This is a genomic window from Paenibacillus protaetiae (assembly GCF_004135365.1).
Taxonomy (GTDB): domain Bacteria; phylum Bacillota; class Bacilli; order Paenibacillales; family Paenibacillaceae; genus Paenibacillus_AP; species Paenibacillus_AP protaetiae.
Window position 1 is genome coordinate 3968082 of sequence record NZ_CP035492.1, and the last position, 21449, is coordinate 3989530.

Here is a 21449-nt window from a genome sequence, read left to right on the forward strand (position 1 = left end):
CCCTTCAAGTACAGTTAGAGCATACATTGTTAACGCTGGAGGTAGCTGGATGGAAAGGAAGCCGGACGTATACATCGTACTGACCGATACGGGGACGTTATTTACGAAAACGATCAAATATTTCACCAAGGATCCTTTCAATCACGCGTCGCTCGCCTTTGATGCCGATCTGAAGGAAGTGTACAGCTTTGGCCGCAAATCCCCGGGCAATCCGTTTGTAGGCGGGTTTGTGAAAGAAGATATGCGGGGCGGACTGTTCCGGCAAGCGGTATGTGCGGTTTACCGTTGTCCGGTGACCCCTTGCGAATATGACTTCATGCGGCAGTTTATTGCCGAGATGGAACGAGACCAGGAGCTATACCGCTATAACCTGCTTGGTGTTATTGCATTGTTGTTTAACATACAGATGAAGCGGGAAAAAGCCTACTTCTGCTCGCAATTTGTTGCGGATGTTTTCGAGCGGAGCGGCATAGCGCTGATCCGCAAATCGCCGCTGCTGGTGAAGCCCGGGGATTTCCCGTGTACACCGATGCTGGAGCTTGCCTATGAAGGCATATTAAGGGCTTATGTCGAAAGGAACGATCATGTTAAGCGTCCGGTCCAGGCTGTAAAGACGCGTACGGCATAAGCGCAAAAACTCCGGCAAATGCCGGAGTTTTTGCAGCGGGGCATAGAAAAGACTCCGGCAAATGCCGGAGTTTTTTGGCGGCTGGGCATAGAAAAGACTCCGGCAAATGCCGGAGTTTTTGCAGCTGGGCAGAGCGGGAAGCTGCCTGCAGCATGGCCGCTGCTATCCTATCCGTTAACGACGGTACCGCCGTTCACATGGATGATCTGGCCGGATACATAACTGGAATCATCCGAAGCGAGGTACACATATGCTGGAGCGAGCTCATACGGCTGACCGGCGCGCCCCATCGGCGAATCCGATCCGAATATGGACACTTGCTGCGCTTCGAATGTCGACGGAATAAGCGGTGTCCAGATTGGACCGGGTGCTACGCCGTTTACCCGTATCCCTCTTGGAATGAGATGTTCGGAAAGCGAGCGGGTAAACGATACGATGGCCCCTTTGGTCGAAGAATAATCAATCAGGTTGGGGCTGCCTTTGTAGGCGGTAATGGATGCGGTATTTACGATGGTCGATCCGGGTTTCAAATGCGGGATGGCGGCTTGCGTCAAATAAAACATGCCGAACAGATTCGTGCTGAATGTACGGGTCAGCTGCTCCGGTGTAATATCTTCGAATTTCGCCTGCGGATGCTGCTCGGCCGCATTATTGACTACGATATTCAGCCCGCCGAATGCCTGCACCGCTTGATTCACTGCTTGCCCGCCAAATGCCGGGTCGCCGATATCTCCCGGGATAAGCAGACATTTGACGCCGGCTTGCTCCACGGCTGCCTTGGCGGCGTTGGCATCCTCGTGCTCGCTATAATACACGATGGCGACATTGGCGCCTTCTTTGGCAAAAGCGACAGCGACTGCCCGCCCGATGCCGCTGTCGCCGCCGGTAATAATAGCTGACTTGTTAGCCAGCTTGCCGGCGGGCTTATACGTATCGGATTGGAAAACGGGGAGCGGGTTCATTTCACTTTCAATTCCCGGCTGACGGTTTTGGTGCTGAGGCGGAAATGCTGCTTTGGGCTGCTGTTGTCCGGCTGGTGTGCTCGGCATAGGATTGTTCCTCCTTAATCGGGTTATGTTAGGGAAGATGAAGATATGGTGAAGGTATCTTGGTTAGCTTGGTCTTTTTAGGGCTGATGATATACAATATAAATTACCCGATAAATGGAATTGGAAAACCATGAATAACGGGTGAATAACGATGAATAACCATGAGGAGGAAATCATCCGATATGACTTCCATTTTAAATACCCCATTCCGGTTGAACGGTTTAGAACTGAAGAACCGGGTTGTTATGGCGCCGATGTGCCAATATTCGGTTGATGCCAAGGACGGCATTCCGAACGAGTGGCATTACGTGCATTATATTTCCCGCGCTGCAGGAGGCGCCGGCCTTATCATTATGGAGATGACCGACGTAGAGCCGGACGGCCGGATTACAGATAATGACCTTGGCTTATGGTCGGATGAGCAGATTCCTGCGTTTGCCCGCATTGTTAAGGAAGTGCATAAATACGGCTCACGCATCGGCGTACAAATCGCCCATGCCGGCCGAAAAGCGCAGGATGCAGAGCAGCCGGTTGCGCCGTCCGCCATCGCGTTCAACGACTCGTTCAAAACGCCGCGGGCGCTGACAACGGCGGAAGTGAAAGAGATGATCGTCAAGTTTGGCGATGCGGCAGAGCGCGCGGTCAAAGCCGGCGTCGATATGATTGAGCTGCATGGCGCACACGGCTATTTGATCCATCAGTTCCAGTCTCCTCGTTCCAATAAGCGGGATGACGAATACGGGAAAGATCTTGCTTTGTTTGGCGTTGAAGTGATCCGCGAGGTGAAAAGCCGCCTGCCGGAAGGCATGCCGTTAGCTATTCGGATTTCTGCGGTTGAATATGCGGATGACGGCTACGATATTGATTATGGCATTGAACTGGCGCGCCGCTATAAGGAAGCGGGAGTAGATGTGCTGCACGTGTCGACAGGTGGCGAAGGCGAGCCGGGCGCGCGGAAGCCGGGCAATTACCCGGGTTTTCAAGTACCTGCAGCCCGCGCAATCCGTGAGGCGCTGGGCGTTCCGGTTATTGCAGTCGGCATGCTGGAAGATCCGCTGCTGGCGGAGAAAGTGCTGGCAGACGGCGATGCCGATTTGATCGGGATCGGCCGCGGTTTGCTGAAGGATCCGTATTGGACTTATCATGCGATTGAAGCGTTAACCGGCTCATCGGTGCGGGATATCGTGCCGGTTGCATACCGCCGCGGGTTCTAAACAGGATCGCATCACCACAAATAAAAGGAATGCCGCGCTTTCGCTGCGGCAAAACCAACAAAGAAGCTCCAGCATCCGCCATTAGCGGGGTGCTGGAGCTTCTTTGTTCGGCTGCCTTATACGGAAAGATTGCGTTGTTCCTGCACATGGCGAACGGAGCGCTGCTCCTTGACGGGCAATAACAGCAGCAAAGCGATGCACATCCCGCAGGCGGAGCTGTAAAACAGCGCCGAATAACCAAGCCAATCAATGAACAAGCCCATAAGCGGCGGGGAGGCGATGGCGGCAAGCGAAGACACCAAATAATAAATGCCGGTGCGTGTGCCGATGCTGCTTTCGTTTCCTAACGATACGACAAACGGATACGAGTTAATGTTAACAAGCGCCCAGCAAATGCCCCGGCTAACAGCAGCAGACGCAGCGGCAGCAGGTCATCTATCACAGAGATGACGGCAAAACAGATGATCAGCCCGGATATGCCGATGGCGATCGTCTTTTTTTTGCCGATCCGATTGCCCAGCATGCCGCTTGGTATAGCCGCAACCACAAAAGCAAGCGAAAAAAAGGCGAGGGAGAAGGACGCTTCTCCTTCCGTCAGGCCCAGTTCGTTTTTGCCGTACAGTGTAAAAAAGGTTTCAATGCCATTGTAGGAGACGAACCAGAAGAAGATGGCTCCCAGAAGGAACAGGGTCGGCCGGGTCCACTCGGCGCGATAAGACGCGGGAAGCGTTTGGCCGGATTCGGATTCGGGAGCAGGCTGCATGCTGTACACAGCATCCCGGCTTTCCTTCACCTTGCGGACCAGAATGATCAGGCTGAGCAGCGTCAATACCGCTGCGGTCATAAAAGGCAGCGAATGATGCGCGTCGTACAGGATGGAACCTGCGCCGAAAGCAAGCACCGAACCGACGCCGCCCATAAAATTGATAATGCCGTTTGCTTTCGTCCTTTTGGCTTCCGGCGTAATGTCCGGCATAAGTGCAATGGTGGGGGAGCGGAACAGGCTCATCGACAAATTCATGAGCACCATGTACAAAACAAGTGTAACAAGGCCGGTGTACCACGGCAGCAGGGCGCTGAATACAGCAGCCAGCGGCATGCCGATGAGCAAATATGGCATTCTTTTCCCGTATTTCGTGCGTGTGCGGTCGCTGCGTCTGCCGATCCACGGCTGAAGGAACAACGCGAAGTAATTGTCGATTGTCATCATAAAGCCGATAACCGCGGCGCTGGCTATGAATTTTTCGAGAAAAAAAGGAACAAATGCGTTATACAGTGCCCATGTAATGCTAATGCTGAAAAAACCAAAACCAAGCAGCCACGTTTTTTTCACCGGCTTCAGCCTCCTGTTACGTGAGCGTCTTCAGCAGCGCTGCAAGACGGTCCGGATAATCGGTTATAATGCCGGAAACGCCGGCTTCCAGCATCCGTTTCATTTCGTCAGGCGCATTGACGGTAAACGGGTTGCATGCGATGCCGGCGGCAGCCGCCTCCAGAACCCACTCTTTCAACACCGCGTATTTAATGGGATGAAGGGCGTTTGCGCCTAACGTTGCGGCATAATCCCAAGGGCGGTACAACCCTTCCATGTACAAAATGCCGGTATCTATGTCCGGTGCGAGCTGTTTGCATACAGCAAGAGAATAATGATTAAAGCTGGATAGGACGACTTGATCGCTAAGCCCGTAAGCGCGCACCGTTTCAATGACCTTTCTCTCTAAGTCCGGATACGGGATGAGGCCGTTTTTCAGCTCGATGTTAACAATGATATTCGCAGATTTTGCTAGTGCCAGCAGCTCTTCCAGTGAAGGAATGGTTTCTCCGGCAAATTCCTCGCTGAACCAAACACCGGCATCGAGCTTCCGCAGCTCTTCAAACGTCAAATCTTTGACCAGCGCGTCAAAACCGGTTGTCCGACGTACGGATTCGTCGTGGATCAGCACCAGGCGGCCGTCTGCCGTCATCTGCACATCCGTTTCAATACCGGTAGCGCCAAGCTCAAGCGCTTTTGTAAAAGCGGCCATCGTGTTTTCCGGGCAGTAACCTGATGCGCCTCTGTGGGCAAAGTTAACGGGCATTTTTTTGGTCATGGCGGAATCCTCGCTTCTTTTTTTGGAATGGGATCATCAACAGTGCTTACACTATTACTATAGGGCATAATTGTTAGTGCAATGTCAAAAAAACAGCTGTTTCGCGTTGATTCGGTTTCCAGCGGAAAATAGCCTGTTCCAGCCGTTGCCTGGCTATATGCGGCAGGTTGTGTTGCTCTTGCATACCCCATAGGGGTATGCTATGATAGGAAAAGCAAACCAAATACCCCCTGGAGGTATGCATAAGATGGAGAGCCAGCCGGCGGTAACGCATGAAGCACATCAGGATGATAGCTGCCATGTGCCCAATGACAGAAAAAGCCATCATTCGGATAAAATGAAGTCCAATCTTATTTCGCGCCTAAACCGGATTGAGGGGCAAATCCGCGGCGTAAAGGCGATGATTGAGAAGGATACGTATTGTGACGATGTATTAAACCAAATTTCAGCGGTGCAGTCCGCTTTGAACAGCGTGGGCAAGCTGCTGCTGGAAGGGCATCTGAAAAGCTGCGTCGTTGAACGGATTCAAGCGGGGGAGCAAGATGTCATTGATGAGCTGCTTACAACAGTAAATAAATTGATGCGATAGGGAGTGTATTCAAGATGACCAAAACAATTTTGAAAGTGGAAGGCATGTCTTGCAATCATTGTGTGCAAGCCGTGGAGAAGGCGGTTTCGAATGCCGGGGCAACGGGTAAAGTAGATTTGGCGGCCGGTAAAGTAGAAGTTCAATTCAATGAAGCGGAGGTTTCCTTGTCGGTTATCAAAGAAGCGATCGAAGAACAAGGATATGACGTTGTTTCTTAAGCGAATGCAGCAACTGAATATTTTATGACTATAGAAGCTGCCGCAAATAAAAATTTGCGGCAGCTTTTTGAATGGGAACGAAAGGATTAGGGCTGCTGAGGATTCGCCAGTTCCTCAAACGACTTCACTTTGCCATGCGGCGGTTTCTGGTTATGTTTTCGTTGATGCCAGCGGTTTTCTCTGCGGTTTTTGGAAGTTGTCATCGTGGCAGCGCTCCTTTCGTACTTGTAGCTTGGCTTGCATGAGAGGCAAACATACAGGGAATACGGCTGCCAATTTTCGTGTAAACTAGCCGCAAAGCGCAGGCGCAAAGCAAGGAAGGAGTATGGCCATGGATTCCGAGGTAATGACCTTACTGGAACATAAAATTCGCATGATCGAATCGGACGGAAAATATATTTATTTGGTTGGCCCTATTCAGCTTCCCGTTCAATTATACGGCGAAACATTCAAGTTCCAGTGGTATTGCTGGTTGAATTGTAAGGAGAAGGAACAGGATTTGGAGGCTATGGTGCGGAAGCTGTCCGACGTTAATTTGGCAGAAATGCAGCAATCCAGCGTGCTTGCATACGGTGATTTTGAAAATTCCGATGATGTATATGTGCGGCTGCACAGCATATGCCATACGGGCGATATTTTCGGCAGCAAGCGCTGTGACTGCGGGTATCAGCTGCATCAGTCGCTGAAGATGATCGCTGAACATGGAGCGGGAGCGCTGTTCTATTTGGCTAACCATGAAGGCAGAGGCATCGGCTTATTCAGCAAAGCGATGGCTTATTTGCTTCAGGAGCAGGGAGCGGATACGGTGGATGCCAATCTGCAGCTTGGATTTGCGGACGACGCCCGCAATTACAGCGATGCTATCGCGGTGCTGAAAGAGCTGCGGCATAAGCCGGTCACCTTAATTACGAATAATCCGCGCAAGCTGGAAGCGCTGAGGGCGGCAGGCATGAATGTGGGCAAACGGATTGCACTATGGGGCGACCGGTCCGAGTTTAATGAACGTTATTTGCAGACGAAAATAAAACGGTCGGGGCATTTCGAAAGCAGCTGCCCCAACGATGACTAGCCGGCAACAGCCCTTGTTCTCCAAGGGTGCCGGCTGTTTTTTTTATTCTTTATCTTGTGACGCTTTCGAACCACCACGGCGGATTCAGCGTTCCTCTGCCGCCCAAATCCCCGCCGCGGCAGCTTCCCACCGGTCATCTCCCGGTTTCGCGCAGCTGCGCGCCTTCAGCTTGGCCGTAATTTGTACGATACATCCGCATATCAGGCAGGTTGTACCGTTCATCAGCTTATCACAGCCGGAGCAGGCGGTAAGGCGGAGCTGATACATCTCGTCCGTTACGCAATGTTCCGGCGATTGAAACATAGGCGCCTGGAGCATCCGATTGATTTGCTGATCCGTTACATGATAGCTGCTCTCGCAGCCTTTGCAGCCTCTGTGATTATCCATATGGCTCCCGTTCCGGACTACGCTTGAACGACTTCAAGCACCGTGACGGACATAGGCGCCAGGTTGGCGATGACCGTCGTGCCGGCCAGTTCAAATGCGGTAAAAGACTGCGGCTTCACTTGCTCCGGCTGGCTGAACGTATTGTGCGCATCAATCGCATCCGCTGTAAGGGTTGTGCCGCTTACTGTAAAATCGCTGCCGGATAGTCCGCGAAGGTCAATGTCGATGGCAGCTGCGCCTGCATGATCGAGGTTGCACAAGCTGATATGGATGCGGCCTTCGGCATCTACGGAAGCGGACGCGGAAATTTGGTTGACGGACTTGCCGTTTATTCCATAGCTGTTGCCCGAGAAACTTGTCTGCAGCAGCGTAGCATCCTGATGCACTTTGTACATATCCATCACGTGATAGGTAGGGGTCACCACCATTTTCTCGCCTTCGGTTAAAATAACCGACTGCAGCACGTTTACGACCTGCGCAAGGTTAGCGATGCGGACGCGGTCACTGTGCTGGTGGAAAATGTTTAAGGTTACGCCGGCGACAAGGGCATCTCGGATCGTGTTTTGCTGGTACAGGAATCCGGGATTGGTGCCCGGTTCGACGTCGTACCATGTGCCCCATTCATCGACAACAAGAGCGATTCGTTTATCCGGATCGTAGCGGTCCATAATCGCAGAATGGCGGGTGATCAACTCGTCCATGCGGAGCGCATGAAACAGCGTGGAGAACCATTCCTCCTCTGAGAATCCTGTTGCCGGGCTTTTATTTTCCCATATGCCGCTTGGAATTGTGTAATAATGAAGGCTGATGCCGTCCATGAAGCGATGAGCCTCGCGCATGACGGTATCCATCCAGTCGTAGTCGTCGCTATTTGGGCCGCAGGCGATTTTAAACACGTTGTTGCCGCCGTAATTGCGGACATACGTTTGATAACGGCGGTACAAATCTGCGTAATATTGCGGGCGCATGTTGCCGCCGCAGCCCCAGTTTTCATTGCCCACGCCAAAAAACTGCAAGCCCCACGGTTCTTCGCGGCCGTTCTGCTTGCGGAGCTCCGCCATGGGCGACACGCCGTCAAAGGTCATATATTCGACCCACTCGGACATTTCTTGTACCGTTCCGCTGCCTACGTTGCCGGATATGTAAGGTTCACAATTCAGCTGCCCGCATAATTCCATAAACTCATGCGTGCCAAAATGATTGTTTTCGACCACGCCGCCCCAATGGGTGTTAATCATCCGCTTGCGCGATTCGCGCGGTCCGATTCCGTCTTTCCAATGGTATTCGTCGGCAAAGCAGCCGCCCGGCCAGCGCAGGTTTGGAATACGAATTTTTTTCAGCGCTTCGACCACATCCTTGCGGATTCCTTTTGTATTCGGAATAGGGGAATCTTCGCCTACCCAAAATCCTTCATAAATGCAGCGCCCCAAATGCTCGGAGAAATGGCCGTATAGATGACGGCTGATGGGCGATAACAAACAATCGGCATTCACGGTCAAACGGTTCGTCATTTCACAACCTCCAATTAATAAAAATATTAATCAGTTAATAATTTGATTATTTCTATTATCATCTTAAATGGCGGCGCTTTCAAAATCAATCCTTATTTTTGAGTTAATCCTCCGCAATGCCGCCTAAAATGGACAACGGCACCCTGCAATTAGGGTGCCGTCTTATTTTTTGCTGCGCATGTGATGCGCATTGCATATATTTAACCGTACCTGCTGGACAGGCCGCGCTGAAATCCCGTTAATTTTTCAAATCTTGCTGTTTACTCGTTATTCCAAAACAACGAAAGCCCTGCCTCTCTTTCGTCCTTGCGGCTCCGAAGACCGCGCCAGTGTGAATCAGAACTACAGTACAAATGAATGGTGTGAAATTAACTGCCTTCAAAGAAATCAAATTCGAGGAAAAAAGGATGTTCTTTCGAGGGATTTACTGAGGTTAAATATAGCATTCAACTTAATAAGTATAGCGCATCTGAATAACAATTGCAACATTCGTGTATAAAAAGTAGATTGGCAATAATTAAGAATGACAAGTTTAATTATGGATATTCTATAAGGGTAAAAAAAGCTCCGGTTATATACAGCAAATCTAGAAGGAGGAAATCCGGCCTATGCCGCTTTGGATCGAGGTTACACTTCGCACATTAGCTTCCGCTGTTATTTTATTTGCCATTACAAAAATTTTGGGCAAGCGGCAAATATCGCAGCTTTCCCTATTCGAATACATTACGGGGGCAACGATGGGCAATATTGCCTCTTATGTATCACTCGATATTGATAATTACTGGTATATCGGCGTTATTGCGCTGACAGTGTGGACGATTGTATCCGTAAGCATAGAGTTCATTACGCTCAAAAGCAAAAAAGCACGCGATCTGCTGGATGGAAAAGGCACTGTACTTGTGCAGAACGGCGCATTAATCCGTAAAAATTTGAAGAAGGAACGCATTACGCTGGACGAATTGATGGAGCAGCTGCGCAAAAAGGACATTTACCGGCTGGCCGATGTCGAGTTCGGTATTATGGAGAAAAGCGGCGATATGAACTTCCTGTTAAAAAAGGAATTTCAGCCGCTTACGCCAAATGCGCTTGGCTGGAAAGTGCCGCGTGAACGCGAACCGATTACGGTGATGCAGGACGGCAATATATTGGACCCTTCATTAAGGCAGACCGGATATGACGAGCAGTGGCTGAAGCATCAGCTGCGAAGCCAAAAGGTGCAAACCGAAGATGTGTTTTTTGCGCAAGTCGATGCAACGGGCAATTTGACGGTGCAGACAGGGGATGCAGCGCTGCCGGAGCAGGCGCCTTCTAAGCCGACCGAAAATATTGCGACGCTGCTCAAACAGTTTGATAACGAGCTGCATATGCTTGAACAATTTGCGCCAAACGACAAGGATCGTTTGGACTACCGCAATGCGAGAGAAAAGCTTCATATCTCAATGCGTGATTATCGGCCGCTGCAGCCGTAAGCCTGAAGTCGGATTCAAACAGGCCATAAGGAGGCAGTTTGATCGCGAAAGGGCGACGCCTCCTTATGGATAAAGCAGATGCTGAATTCGCACCTATATAATAGGAAGAAATACATTTGAACGTGGGAATGGGATGCTAATAAAGCAGCTGCGAGTCCTGTCCTTGATGGGCAGGCGGCGCTCCTTGCTTGGTCCATTGGCCTTTGGCGCTTGTAGTCTTCTTGTTTGCAATCGGCCCCGGCATCAGCTGGCCGCCGGCAAATTGGTGCTTTACAAGGATGTTGAAATCGTTCAGCCAAGGCATTAACGAGTGACCAAGCCAAGCTTCCTTGGCAAACTCATTTAACTCGTTAACGTACTCTTTGTTGGCCGAGATGTACACTTCCTGAACCATCGGCGCCATTTCGCGTATTTTTACAGCAATGGTCTGCTTTAGTTCCGACGACAGCTCACTGTGGTCGTTCACTGAAAAATAGGAGTTATACGGCGTCACCAGCTTCCGGTTGTCCCAATAAGGGCTGCCGTTTTGATGATTGTATACCCCTTCGCCCATGCCGCCGTTGTTTTGCTCAGACGTTTTGCTTGAACCTTTTGTACCTACAGCCGTCCAGTCAAGCATAATGCCTGCGTAAGCATTCTTATCGGTCAGCATGACAATGGCGCCGGCGATGCCGTTTAAGGATGAGATGGCATTGGACAGCTTGGAACTGTACTCAAAGAAGCTGTTATCATGCTGGTACGGATTGCCGGACGAGGCGCCGTACATTTTGCCTCCGATCATTTTGGGATCCCCGGTTTCACGGCTGCCGTAATCCTCATCGCTGTTATGCACACGCTGCTCATACGCACATCCGGAAGCTGAGGCAATGATGACGGCCCATACGAGCAGCAAGGCTGATACACGTTTGATCATAAGCTGCATTCCTCCTTACCCGCAGTAATAAGGTTAGATTTTGCCGCGGCGTTTGAAATATACGTATTTCTATCATACATAATTGCCCATGGGTTTGGCGCACAATGTAGGGGAGGAACTCCAAAATGAAAGCGTTAAAGTTTGAATTTTTGACAGCTTTTAGAACAATTTGTGAACTCTCTGAGGAACATTGACAAAAAGTCCCTGCAACTTTATATTTAAAAAGTAATAAAGTAGCAACTATTGTAATTACAGCAATGAAAGCGTATTTTGCTGCAATTTTAACATGTTTTGCAGCTGTGAAAACGTCAAAAGTGGGGTTGATTATTGATGAATCGGTGGCAGATTGTGAAACGGTTAGCACCGCTTATGGCCATTATGGCGCTAGTGCTGACAGCCTGCGGTCGGGATGACTTGTCTACCCTTAGGCCACAGGGTCCGGTAGCGGAAGAGCAATACAACCTGATGAAGCTGGCGATTGCAATTATGATCATTGTTGTAATCGTCGTGTTTGCGATTTCTTTCTACGTTATTATCCGGTACCGCAGACGTCCAGGAGATAAGACGATTCCTAAGCAGGTTGAAGGGAACCATAAGCTGGAAATTATTTGGACAATCATTCCGATTGTCTTGCTGATCATTTTGGGAGTTCCAACCGTTCAATCCGTATTCAACCTATCGAAAGATTACACCGATGACAGTAACGCAGTTAAAGTTATTGTGACCTCTCATCAATACTGGTGGGAATTTGAATACCCGGATTACGGCGTTAAAACAGCGCAAGAGCTTGTAATTCCAAAAGGCAAAACGATTTCGATCGAAGCCAAATCGGCTGACGTGATTCACTCGTTCTGGATTCCATCACTTGCAGGCAAGATTGATACCAACCCAGGCGGCAACATTAACAAAATGCATTTCTCAGCACCTAAAGAAGGCGTTTACTTAGGGAAATGCGCGGAGCTGTGCGGACCTTCCCACGGTTTGATGGATTTTAAAGTGAAAGCGGTTGATTCCGCATCGTTTGATCGCTGGGTATCGGCTTTGAAAGCTCCTGTTGCGATGCCGGCTGATCCAGCAATCAAAGAAGCCTTCGTTAACAAATGCTTGACATGCCATGCTGTAGGCGACCAAGGCGGACCGGCTTACCCGAACTTGACTGGCATTGCGAGCCGTGATTCGGTTGGCGGTATTCTCATCAACACCGATGACCCTAAATATTCCAATGAAGGTTCCGTATACGACAACCTGAAACGTTGGATTTCCAACCCGAATGCTGTGAAGCCGGGGAATGGAATGGGTAAAATCGAGCTGACGGATCAAGAGTTGGATGGAATTGCCAAATATTTGTCAGAATTAAAGCTCGATTATGAACAATAAATCATCGGTAACTGAAGGAGGTACCTACCTTGTCGCATGCACACGAGGTTAAACGTTACAGAGGGCTGATGGATTGGCTCACAACGGTTGACCATAAGAAAATCGGTATACTGTATATGATTGCAGGAGGATTTTTCTTCCTTGTAGGCGGTTTGGAAGCTATTCTTATCCGTATACAGCTATGGAAGCCGCTTAATGACTTTGTGGATGCCAATACATACAACCAGCTGCTGACCATGCACGGCACGACAATGATCTTTTTGGCCGCTATGCCGCTCCTGTTTGCGCTAATGAACTGTATTATTCCGCTCCAGATAGGGGCTCGCGACGTTGCTTTCCCGTTTGTTAACGCGCTTGGCTTCTGGACTTTTTTCCTGGGCGGCGTGCTGCTCAATATCAGCTGGTTTGCAGGCGGTGCGCCGGCAGCAGGCTGGACTGCATATGCCACTTTATCCGGTGATACATTTAGTTCCGGACACGGATTAGACTTTTATGTCATCGGCCTCCAGATTGCCGGTATCGGCACGCTGGTCGGCGGCATTAACTTTCTGGTCACCATTATTAATATGCGTGCTCCGGGTATGAGCTTTATGCGGATGCCGATGTTCACATGGACCATCTTTATCACATCCGCGCTTATCTTGTTTGCATTCCCTGCTTTGACCGTCGGTCTGGTTGCGTTGATGTTCGACCGGCTGTTTGGCGCTAATTTCTTCGAACCATCGGCAGGCGGTAACGCTGTCTTATGGGAGCATATCTTCTGGATATTTGGTCACCCGGAAGTTTACATTCTCATATTGCCGGCATTTGGGGTTATTTCCGAGGTAATAAGCACATTCTCGCGCAAGCGGCTGTTTGGATACAGCTCCATGGTGTTTGCAACGATATTAATCGGTTTCCTGGGCTTCATGGTGTGGGCGCATCACATGTTCACAACAGGCCTTGGCCCGGTTGCAAACTCGTTGTTCTCCATTGCAACGATGCTGATCGCAGTGCCAACCGGGATCAAAATTTTCAACTGGCTGTTTACGATGTGGGGCGGATCTATCCGGTTTACGACAGCAAATCTGTTTGCGGTTGGTTTTGTTCCGACATTCGTTATGGGCGGCGTCACCGGCGTTATGCTAGCTGCGGCTCCGGCCGACTTCCAGTATCATGACTCGTATTTCGTCGTAGCCCATTTCCACTACGTTATTGTAGGCGGTTTGATTTTAGGGATATTCGCAGGCCTTCATTACTGGTGGCCGAAAATTTTCGGCAGAATGCTTAATGAAGGTTTGGGTAAACTGACATTCTGGACATTCTTTATCGGATTCCATCTGACTTTCTTTGTCCAGCATTTCCTAGGTCTCATGGGGATGCCTCGGCGTATTTGGACGTACCTGGACGGTCTTGGCTTTAATGAGCTGAACTTGATCAGTACGATTGGCGCTTTCTTGATGGGCTTCGGAACAATCTTTTTCCTGCTCAACATTGTTGTTACGGCATTCAAACCGGCCAATGCAGCAGCTGACCCTTGGGAGGATGGACGTACGCTGGAGTGGACGATTTCTTCACCGGCGCCGGAATACAACTTTGCTCAAACGCCGCTTGTACGCAGCTATGACGCCTTTTGGAAAGAAAAGATGGACGGCAATCATGCGATGACGCCGGCAGAGCCGTTAGGTCCGATTCATATGCCGTCTCCTTCGATTCTTCCGCTGTTTATGTCCATTGGGCTTTTTATCGCCGGACTAGGGTTTATGTACCAGAAGGACTGGGATAATCATCTTGGCGTGTATATGGGGATATTCGGCTTGATTATTACTTTCTTCTGTATGATGCTTCGCTCCCTCCGGGATGATCACGGGTATCATATTGAACCGGATGACATTCACGATCAGGGGGTGAAAGCATGAGTTCACATGCACATGCAGAAGGCCAGCTGCCTCATGAACCGGAAAAAGCAACGGCAGAAGGCCGCAATAAGGTTCTTGGCTTCTGGCTGTTCCTCGGCGGGGAGACCGTATTGTTCGGAACATTATTCTCCTCGTTCCTTGCTTTGCGTGACCAAGTGCTTGACGGTCCTAAAGCATCGGAATTGTTTGAACTGCCGCTTGTCGCGCTGGCAACAATACTCCTGTTGACGTCCAGCTTAACAAGCGTATTTGCAACCTATGCTCTGCACCGCAACAATGTAAAAGCGTTAATCAGCTGGCTGATTGTTACCGTTGTGCTGGGCCTCGGATTCCTTGGCCTTGAAATTTACGAGTTTAACAATTACGCCAGCGAAGGCCATCAGTTCAGAACAAGCGCATTCAGCTCTTCGTTTTATACGCTGGTTGGCTTCCACGGCGGTCACGTACTGTTTGGGGTTTTATGGATATCGCTTATTATCGGCCAGCTTGCGAAAAAAGGTTTGACGGTCGTAACTGCACCTAAAGCGTATGTAGCCGGATTATACTGGCACTTTATCGACGTGGTTTGGGTATTCATTTTCACCGTCGTTTACTTGATGGGAAAGGTGGGCTAACGAATGGCAAGCGAAAGCAATCATTCGACCACGGAGCGGCCGCAGCGGCATCGGGTGGAAGGGCCGCAAAAGCATATTATCGCATTTGTGTTTTCCCTTCTGCTGACGCTTATCGCATTTGCTGTCGTGATATCCGGAGATGTAAACAAAGATTTTATTTACCTTGTATTGCTTGGCACTGCATTGCTCCAAGTATTCGTACAGCTTGCTTTCTGGATGCATATGAAAGATCGAGGGCATGTCATGCCGATTATCGGAATCGGCTTTGGAGTTTTCGTCGTATTCACGATGGTTATTATGGCCGAATATTGGGCATGGTGGTAACAGAGCAAGGAGGGTTCCTCATGGAACCCTCCTTGCACTATTGATTTGATTTTGTCCAATTTTATGTAAAAATGGATGGAATGAGATGAATGTCTGGAAGGAGAATCCACCATGCTGGGACTGCAATATTTCACCTTTGAAGAATTGTGGAATCCGATCTATATGTTTGTTATGGCGGCCATTGTCATTTTATATTTTTATATGATTGGCCCATGGAGAGAGAAACATGCGCCGGAAGCGCCACAATCAACCGCCTGGCAGAAAACATTATTTATAACGGCAGTGATATTGTTTTATATGGTGCAGGGCGGACCGGTCAATTTGCTTGGCCATCTGATGTTTACGTTCCATATGATTGATATGTCCGTGTCTTATTTGATGGTTCCGCCGTTGCTGCTGTTGTCGATCCCGGGTTACTTTTGGCAAGCGGTCTTTGCTAAATCCTGGTGGCGCAAACTGCGGTTTATGATGAACCCGATTGTGACGCTTGTTTTATTTAATTTGTTGTTTTCCGTCTATCACGTACCGATGATTCATGATTACATCATGACGCATTATGCGATCCATCGCGCCTATTATTTGCTGTTGCTCGTAACAGCCATCATGATGTGGTGGCAAATCGTATGTCCGGTGCCGGAGTGGAACCGGCTAACCGATCTGAAAAAGATGGCGTATGTTTTTGCCAATGGCGTGCTGCTGACTCCGGCATGTGCGCTAATCATTTTTGCCAGTACGCCGCTGTATGCCGTTTATAACGATCCGGATGTATGGGTGAAGGCGATGGGTTATTGCGTATCGGGCGATCCTAACCGGCTGCTCGCGATGTTTAACGGGCCGCAATTTTTTAATTTAATGGAACCGGTGGAAGACCAGCAATTAGGCGGTATTGTGATGAAGCTGCTTCAGGAGTTTATGTATGGCGTCATATTGGCTTATATTTTCTTTCATTGGTTTAAGAAAGAACATACGGAAGACGATATGCCTAACACGAACCCGAATACCGGCGCAGTCTAATTTGTTCCTTGTATACATAGGAAATAACGATCAAGATTAGGTGGGGATTGCGTTGTCCATTTATGAAATCATGCCGACTATAAGTACAGCTTTTATCGTCATAAGCGGAATTCTGGTAGCGATTGGATGGCGCCTGGCCATGAAGAGGCAATTTGCTACACATGAACGGGTAATGGTGGGCGGTGCAGTAACGGCTTTACTCTTTTTTATCGTGTATATATCGCGAACCGCTTTGGTAGGAAATACGTCATGGGGCGGGCCGGATTGGCTGAAGCCTTATTATATGGTGTTTTTGTTGTTCCATATTGTGTTGGCAACTGTTGCAGCTGTTTTTGGCATTACGACCTTATTGCTTGCTTATAATAAAAGATTTGCAAAACACCGCAGATGGGGACGAATTACGGCCAGCATTTGGCTGCCCACCGCTTTTACCGGCGTTGTCGTGTATGTATTGCTTTATTTGATGTATCCGGGCGGTCATACGGCGCCTGTCTATCGTGCGATATTTGGATAATTGCAGCATCTTAGAATGGATGTAGAAACTGCCTGAAGGCTAAGGAAACCGCTGAAATGATAGCTACGCGGGGTTATGGCCTTCAGGCAGTTTTTTATTATCGAATATGGATATGTTTGACAGAAGTGTAATGATGTGAGTATACTGTGTATAAAGATATATACAGTGGATCGCTTTATAGTTTGAGGTTGGAGGGGAAATCATCGGTGAAGGCTTGGCAAGGAGCATGGCATATTGCAAAACATGAGATTCGCAGAAAGCCGCTGGGCAGCTTGTTCACGCTTTTTTTTAGCGGATATATGGCATTAACTACTTATCAGCAGTTTGATTCTTCTACAGGCCATGAAACAGGCGGAATCATCAGCATGATGGATTTTTTGATGTTGACCGTTTTTCCGGTGCTGGCTTTCTCCTATAACCGGATGACCTTCCGCTGCTGGCGTGAAGATACGAATACACGCAGGCTGGCTCAGTGGAGAACGATACCGATACCGGTTGCAAGCATCGTGTTAGGCCGAATGCTGCAGATGGTGTTTCATTTGCTGCCCGCAATGATCCTCTATTTTACTATCCAATATGTAACACACCCGGAACTGCGAACATCTACTCATTTAGGCCATTATTTTCTTTTTGGGCTGTTTTGGTTTTTTTATGCATTGGGTATGGCTGTCGTTTATTTGTATCTCGAACTAGGATATTCAGGCAAACAATATTTATTATTTACCATTCTGATTTTCTTTATCATAGGCATCGTTACGACGGTTATTGCGATTGGGCCGCATATTCATCTGGTTCGAAAAGTGCTGGAAGCCGAAGCTGACGGACAATGGGGATATACAGCGGTATCGCTGCTGTTTAGCGCTGTCATGCTGTTCAGCGGGTACAAAATCATTCCGGTGCGGCTGCGTAATCGAAGTTATTTGAAATAGTCGAAAGAAAAAGAAGGTGAAAGCGTGTGGCTGCCGATACACATTAATGAACAAAGCGCGGAGCCGCTTTATTATCAGATCGAAGTGCAGCTGCGTGCTCTTATCGTAAGCGGCCAGCTGGAGGAAGGGCTGCTCCTTCCATCCATACGTGAATTCGCACAAAGGCTAAAATGCAGCATTATTACGATTCGGCGCGTTTATCAGGATTTGGAGGCGGAAGGCTTGCTCCGGACCAAGCAAGGAACCGGTACCTATGTCGCCAAGGTAGAAAATAAGGACAAGGATCGCTACCGGCTGGAAGCTGTCATTGAAGCGTTTAATACCGCAATAGAAGCGGGACTACGTGTACAGTGCAGTAAAGAGGAGCTTTATGAGATTTTTCAAAAAGCGCTTCAGCGCTATCAGTTTAATTAGTAGAGCAGCAAACGCGGACAAAAGCAGAGGTGAATATATTTTGATGGCAAATGAATGTGCAGCAGAACTGTGTGCGGTCGAGCTGCAGCGTACACATTTTAAGCTGGGGCCGGTCGGGCTGGCTATTCCAACCGGATATGTAACGGCGATTGTTGGCCCTAACGGGTCCGGGAAAAGTTCCTTATTCCGGCTGCTGCTTGACCTCATCAAGCCGGACGCGGGGAAGTTAAACTGTTTGGGGAAACGATCGGACGTTCCGCCGACACCCATTTGAAACAGCGAGTAGGCTATTTGCCCGAAGAACCTACGATGGGGGAAGACGACATGACGGGGGCATTCAAAGCGGCATTCAGCCGCCCGTGGTATGCGAAGTGGGATGTTAACCGGTACCGCGAGCTGCTCCGTATATTTGAAGTGGAGGATGGCATTAAACTCGGCAAAATGTCGAAGGGGATGCGGCGCAAATATGATTTTATCCTCTCCATGGTACATCAGCCCGAACTGCTGCTGCTCGACGAACCGTCATCCGGACTTGATCCGCTTGCTTGGCGGCTTATGATTGATGTCTTGCATCGTTATATGGAAACAGGTGAGCGCACGGTCATTATGGCTTCCCATATTGTGGAGGAAGTGAAACGGCTGGCCGATTACATCGTATTTATGGCTGGCGGACGGATATTGGGCTGTTATGAAAAAGATGAACTGCTTGGCGGCTGGCATTCGTTTTACATTCATAAAGAAGGATTAACCGAAGCGCAGGCAGCAGCTATGCCGGGACAACGCCGTATAGATCATTCAGGAAGCGCGCTTAAAGTCGTGACGGAGCTTGCCTTTGAAGCCGAAACCTGGTGCAGGGAGCAAGGCATCCTTATTGTGCACCGCCATCCGATGGAGCTGGAAGATATATTGGCGGAGCTGCTGGAGAAAGAACGGATACGAACCAGATCTTAAGTTGAGGTATGACATTTGAGGTTTGAAAGGGGAACACGGATGAAGCCATTAATCGTAGAGCAGGTTGTCAAGCAATACGGGGATAAAACAGCGGTAAACGGTATTAGCCTGGAGGTAGGGGAAGGTGAAATTTACGGCCTGCTGGGCGCAAACGGCGCAGGGAAAACAACGACGATGCGTATGGTGCTGGGGCTGATCTATCCCGATCACGGTCGGATTTTGTACAATGGCAAGCCTTATACGCAACAGGAGTTGCGCTTGCTTGGCTATTTGCCGGAGGAGCGCGGATTATATGCAAGAGTGAAGGTAAGCGACCAAATTACGTATTTGGCCCGCTTGAAGGGCATGTCCAAAAAGGATGCGGAAATCAATTTGAAACGTTGGCTGGACCGGTTTGAAGTACCTGAATATTACGATAAAAAAGTGGAAGAGCTGTCCAAAGGCAATCAGCAAAAAATCCAGTTTATCGCCTCTGTCATCCATAACCCTAAAATCGTAATATTAGACGAAGCGTTCAGCGGCCTTGATCCCGTCAATGTCGAAATGCTGAAGAAGGTTGTCAAGGAGCTGCGCGATGAAGGCATGACGATGCTGTTCTCGACACACCGGATGGAGCATGTCGAGGAGCTTTGCCGGAACATTACGATTTTGCACCGGTCCAATGTAGTGCTGCAAGGCAATATCAAGGAGATTAAACGCCGGTATCCGCGGGAAAAAGTGATTCTGAACACGGAAAGCGAAGTAAAGGGACTGCAAGGACTGCAAGGGGTAACGAAAGTGGAACGGCATGAATACGGTTATGAAATTGGCATCTCGGATGAATCTGCAGCTCCACATATTTTGAATTTGGCAGTTAGCCAGACGGCAATTCAGCGGTTTGAAGTGATGGAGCCAACGTTAAATGAAATCTTCATTCGATCGGTAGGTGAGCGGCATGAATAGTTTCTGGACGGTAGTGGGGTTTACGATTCGAAGCAAGCTGCGGGGCAAAGCTTTTTTGATTACAACGCTTATTATGGTCATTATTTTATGTATTGGCTCTAATTTGCCGTCTATTATTTCGCTGTTTGATAAAGACGGCCCAGGCAAAGCGACCGCGATCGGCTATATACAGGCGGAACAGGGAAATGCGGCGGAAGGGGCGGCAATCGCCAAACAGCTGCAGGCGTATTACGAGTCCCAGGCGGTTCCGGACATCAAGCTAATCGGCTACCCGGATGCCGGCTCGCCGGAACAAAACGAAGCTGAGTTAAAGCAAGCGATTGTAGACAAAAAGATTAAAGGCTACCTCACCTTTGGGGAAAAAACGGCTAACGGGCTTCCGGCGGTATCGTACAATTCGGAGAAGCTGATGGCTGGCTCCGTCTCCACCTCATTGGCAAGCGCGCTTCAAGTTGTGAATGTAAATCGGATTTTACAAGATTCAGGCATATCGGAGCAGCAAAAAGCACTGCTATTCACTCCGGTCGAAGTGGAATCCGTCAAAATTAAAGCGGGCAGCGGCGTAGGCAAAGGCGATGACAAAACGCCAGAGGAGCAAGGGGTAGATATCGGCCTGGCGACCGTTATTTCACTTATGCTGTTTATGGGCATTATGATTACCGGACAAATGATAGCATCGGAAATTACTTCGGAAAAAAGCTCTCGTGTTATGGAGCTGCTCGTTACAAGCGTAGCGCCGCTTAAGCAAATGTTCGGCAAAATTATCGGGATGTGTATTATCGGTTTAGGCCAAATTGTGCTGTACGGCATTGTAATCGGCATTAACCTGTCGCTGCCTAACAATCAAAACGCTCTCCAAGATATGAATTTGAATTTGAACAAAGTTGATCCTCTGCTGTTTATGTATGCGATTATCTATTATTTGCTCGGCTACTTCCTGTACGCCACTTTATATGCGGCGATCGGATCGACGGTCAGCCGGACAGAGGACCTCGGGCAGGCGGTTATGCCCATAACGATGGTTTCGCTTGTCAGCTTCTATATTTCTTCGTTTAGCGCAAGCACGCCGGACAGCATGCTTGTGACAGTTGCATCGTATGTGCCGTTCTCGGCGCCATATGTTATGATGCTGCGGATTGCGCTGGTTGATCCTCCGGTTTGGGAAGTGCTTGTCTCGATTGCCATTATGGTTGTGTTTATATTGGCCGCAGGCTGGATATCGGCAAAAATTTACCGCACCGGCGTATTGATGTACGGCAAACGTCCAAGTATTAAAGAGATTCGCAAAGCGATGAAAGCTTTTAAAGTCTAATCCTTCATTCCAAAGGCGGGATT

Annotated in this window: 23 protein-coding genes and 2 pseudogenes; 18 read left to right on the forward strand and 7 right to left on the reverse strand. The window is 49.1% G+C overall.

All coding sequences use genetic code 11. The annotated features are described in order from the left end of the window. Window positions 1–49 precede the first annotated feature (49 nt). Window positions 50–628 carry a hypothetical protein gene (locus ET464_RS18360; protein WP_129443428.1) on the forward strand — a complete coding sequence of 193 codons (579 nt, stop codon included), beginning with the start codon at window positions 50–52 and terminating at the stop codon, window positions 626–628. 167 nt (window positions 629–795) lie between these two features. On the opposite strand, the gene ET464_RS18365 is transcribed toward ET464_RS18360, so the two are convergent. Then, on the reverse strand, window positions 796–1677 hold the full coding sequence (locus ET464_RS18365) for an SDR family oxidoreductase (protein ID WP_129443430.1): 882 nt from the start codon (window positions 1675–1677) through the stop codon (window positions 796–798). Between the two features lie 182 nt (window positions 1678–1859). On the opposite strand from ET464_RS18365, the gene ET464_RS18370 reads away from it, so the two are divergent. Next, window positions 1860–2891, forward strand: a complete 1032-nt coding sequence (locus ET464_RS18370; protein WP_129443432.1) for an NADH:flavin oxidoreductase/NADH oxidase — start codon at window positions 1860–1862, stop codon at window positions 2889–2891. Between the two features lie 116 nt (window positions 2892–3007). On the opposite strand, the pseudogene ET464_RS18375 reads toward ET464_RS18370, so the two are convergent. Together ET464_RS18375 and ET464_RS18380 are read right to left on the reverse strand one after the other, a co-directional pair. After that, window positions 3008–4224, reverse strand: a pseudogene (locus tag ET464_RS18375) (SLC45 family MFS transporter). Window positions 4225–4240: 16 nt separating this feature from the next. After that, window positions 4241–4981, reverse strand: a complete 741-nt coding sequence (locus ET464_RS18380) for a glycerophosphodiester phosphodiesterase (protein WP_244226592.1) — start codon at window positions 4979–4981, stop codon at window positions 4241–4243. A gap of 247 nt (window positions 4982–5228) precedes the next feature. On the opposite strand from ET464_RS18380, the gene ET464_RS18385 reads away from it, so the two are divergent. Then, window positions 5229–5570, forward strand: coding sequence for a metal-sensitive transcriptional regulator (locus tag ET464_RS18385; RefSeq protein ID WP_279630105.1), 342 nt, complete (start codon window positions 5229–5231; stop codon window positions 5568–5570). A 14-nt stretch (window positions 5571–5584) separates the two neighbouring features. Continuing rightward, on the forward strand, window positions 5585–5788 hold the full coding sequence (locus tag ET464_RS18390) for a copper ion binding protein (RefSeq protein WP_129443434.1): 204 nt from the start codon (window positions 5585–5587) through the stop codon (window positions 5786–5788). Between the two features lie 86 nt (window positions 5789–5874). On the opposite strand, the gene ET464_RS20465 is transcribed toward ET464_RS18390, so the two are convergent. Further along, window positions 5875–5991, reverse strand: a complete 117-nt coding sequence (locus ET464_RS20465) for a DUF6254 family protein (protein WP_244226593.1) — start codon at window positions 5989–5991, stop codon at window positions 5875–5877. A gap of 128 nt (window positions 5992–6119) precedes the next feature. Between ET464_RS20465 and ET464_RS18395 the strand changes: the two genes are divergently transcribed. Continuing rightward, window positions 6120–6857, forward strand: a complete 738-nt coding sequence (locus tag ET464_RS18395; protein ID WP_129443436.1) for a GTP cyclohydrolase II — start codon at window positions 6120–6122, stop codon at window positions 6855–6857. 84 nt (window positions 6858–6941) lie between these two features. Here ET464_RS18395 and ET464_RS18400 read toward each other — a convergent pair whose 3' ends face one another. Beyond that, window positions 6942–7244 carry a DUF6171 family protein gene (locus tag ET464_RS18400; RefSeq protein WP_129443438.1) on the reverse strand — a complete coding sequence of 101 codons (303 nt, stop codon included), beginning with the start codon at window positions 7242–7244 and terminating at the stop codon, window positions 6942–6944. A 17-nt stretch (window positions 7245–7261) separates the two neighbouring features. Next, the gene (locus ET464_RS18405; RefSeq protein WP_129443440.1) at window positions 7262–8755 is read right to left on the reverse strand and encodes an alpha-N-arabinofuranosidase; all 1494 of its coding nucleotides are present in this window, start codon (window positions 8753–8755) and stop codon (window positions 7262–7264) included. A 608-nt stretch (window positions 8756–9363) separates the two neighbouring features. On the opposite strand from ET464_RS18405, the gene ET464_RS18410 reads away from it, so the two are divergent. Then, window positions 9364–10224, forward strand: a complete 861-nt coding sequence (locus tag ET464_RS18410; RefSeq protein WP_129443442.1) for a DUF421 domain-containing protein — start codon at window positions 9364–9366, stop codon at window positions 10222–10224. A 136-nt stretch (window positions 10225–10360) separates the two neighbouring features. On the opposite strand, the gene ET464_RS18415 is transcribed toward ET464_RS18410, so the two are convergent. Then, window positions 10361–11137, reverse strand: coding sequence for a hypothetical protein (locus ET464_RS18415; RefSeq protein ID WP_208543867.1), 777 nt, complete (start codon window positions 11135–11137; stop codon window positions 10361–10363). A gap of 327 nt (window positions 11138–11464) precedes the next feature. Here ET464_RS18415 and coxB point away from each other — a divergent pair, with 327 nt between their 5' ends. From coxB to ET464_RS18470, 12 genes and pseudogenes are all read left to right on the forward strand, one after another. After that, window positions 11465–12514 (forward strand): cytochrome c oxidase subunit II, encoded by a 1050-nt coding sequence (gene coxB / locus ET464_RS18420; protein WP_129443444.1) that lies wholly within the window; start codon window positions 11465–11467, stop codon window positions 12512–12514. Window positions 12515–12582: 68 nt separating this feature from the next. Then, on the forward strand, window positions 12583–14412 hold the full coding sequence (gene ctaD / locus ET464_RS18425; protein ID WP_129444579.1) for a cytochrome c oxidase subunit I: 1830 nt from the start codon (window positions 12583–12585) through the stop codon (window positions 14410–14412). Beyond that, window positions 14409–15026, forward strand: coding sequence for a cytochrome (ubi)quinol oxidase subunit III (locus tag ET464_RS18430; protein ID WP_129443446.1), 618 nt, complete (start codon window positions 14409–14411; stop codon window positions 15024–15026). Before ctaD ends, ET464_RS18430 begins: the two co-directional genes overlap by 4 nt. 3 nt (window positions 15027–15029) lie before the next feature. Further along, window positions 15030–15350 (forward strand): cytochrome C oxidase subunit IV family protein, encoded by a 321-nt coding sequence (locus ET464_RS18435; protein ID WP_129443447.1) that lies wholly within the window; start codon window positions 15030–15032, stop codon window positions 15348–15350. 111 nt (window positions 15351–15461) lie between these two features. Next, window positions 15462–16364, forward strand: a complete 903-nt coding sequence (gene ctaG / locus ET464_RS18440) for a cytochrome c oxidase assembly factor CtaG (RefSeq protein WP_129443448.1) — start codon at window positions 15462–15464, stop codon at window positions 16362–16364. Between the two features lie 52 nt (window positions 16365–16416). After that, window positions 16417–16878, forward strand: a complete 462-nt coding sequence (locus ET464_RS18445; RefSeq protein WP_129443449.1) for a DUF420 domain-containing protein — start codon at window positions 16417–16419, stop codon at window positions 16876–16878. Window positions 16879–17084: 206 nt separating this feature from the next. After that, window positions 17085–17807, forward strand: a complete 723-nt coding sequence (locus ET464_RS18450; RefSeq protein WP_129443450.1) for a hypothetical protein — start codon at window positions 17085–17087, stop codon at window positions 17805–17807. Window positions 17808–17831: 24 nt separating this feature from the next. Further along, window positions 17832–18221, forward strand: a complete 390-nt coding sequence (locus tag ET464_RS18455) for a GntR family transcriptional regulator (RefSeq protein WP_129443451.1) — start codon at window positions 17832–17834, stop codon at window positions 18219–18221. A gap of 43 nt (window positions 18222–18264) precedes the next feature. Continuing rightward, window positions 18265–18686, forward strand: a pseudogene (locus ET464_RS20470) (ATP-binding cassette domain-containing protein); the annotation flags it as partial. Next, complete coding sequence (locus ET464_RS20475) at window positions 18675–19172, forward strand: AAA family ATPase (RefSeq protein WP_482811947.1); 498 nt, start codon at window positions 18675–18677, stop codon at window positions 19170–19172. The pseudogene ET464_RS20470 and the gene ET464_RS20475, both read left to right, overlap by 12 nt. Before the next feature lie 39 nt (window positions 19173–19211). Continuing rightward, window positions 19212–20114: an ABC transporter ATP-binding protein gene (locus ET464_RS18465; RefSeq protein ID WP_129443453.1), complete on the forward strand. Its 903-nt coding sequence runs from the start codon at window positions 19212–19214 to the stop codon at window positions 20112–20114. Beyond that, window positions 20107–21426, forward strand: coding sequence for an ABC transporter permease (locus ET464_RS18470; RefSeq protein ID WP_129443455.1), 1320 nt, complete (start codon window positions 20107–20109; stop codon window positions 21424–21426). Before ET464_RS18465 ends, ET464_RS18470 begins: the two co-directional genes overlap by 8 nt. Window positions 21427–21449 lie beyond the last annotated feature (23 nt).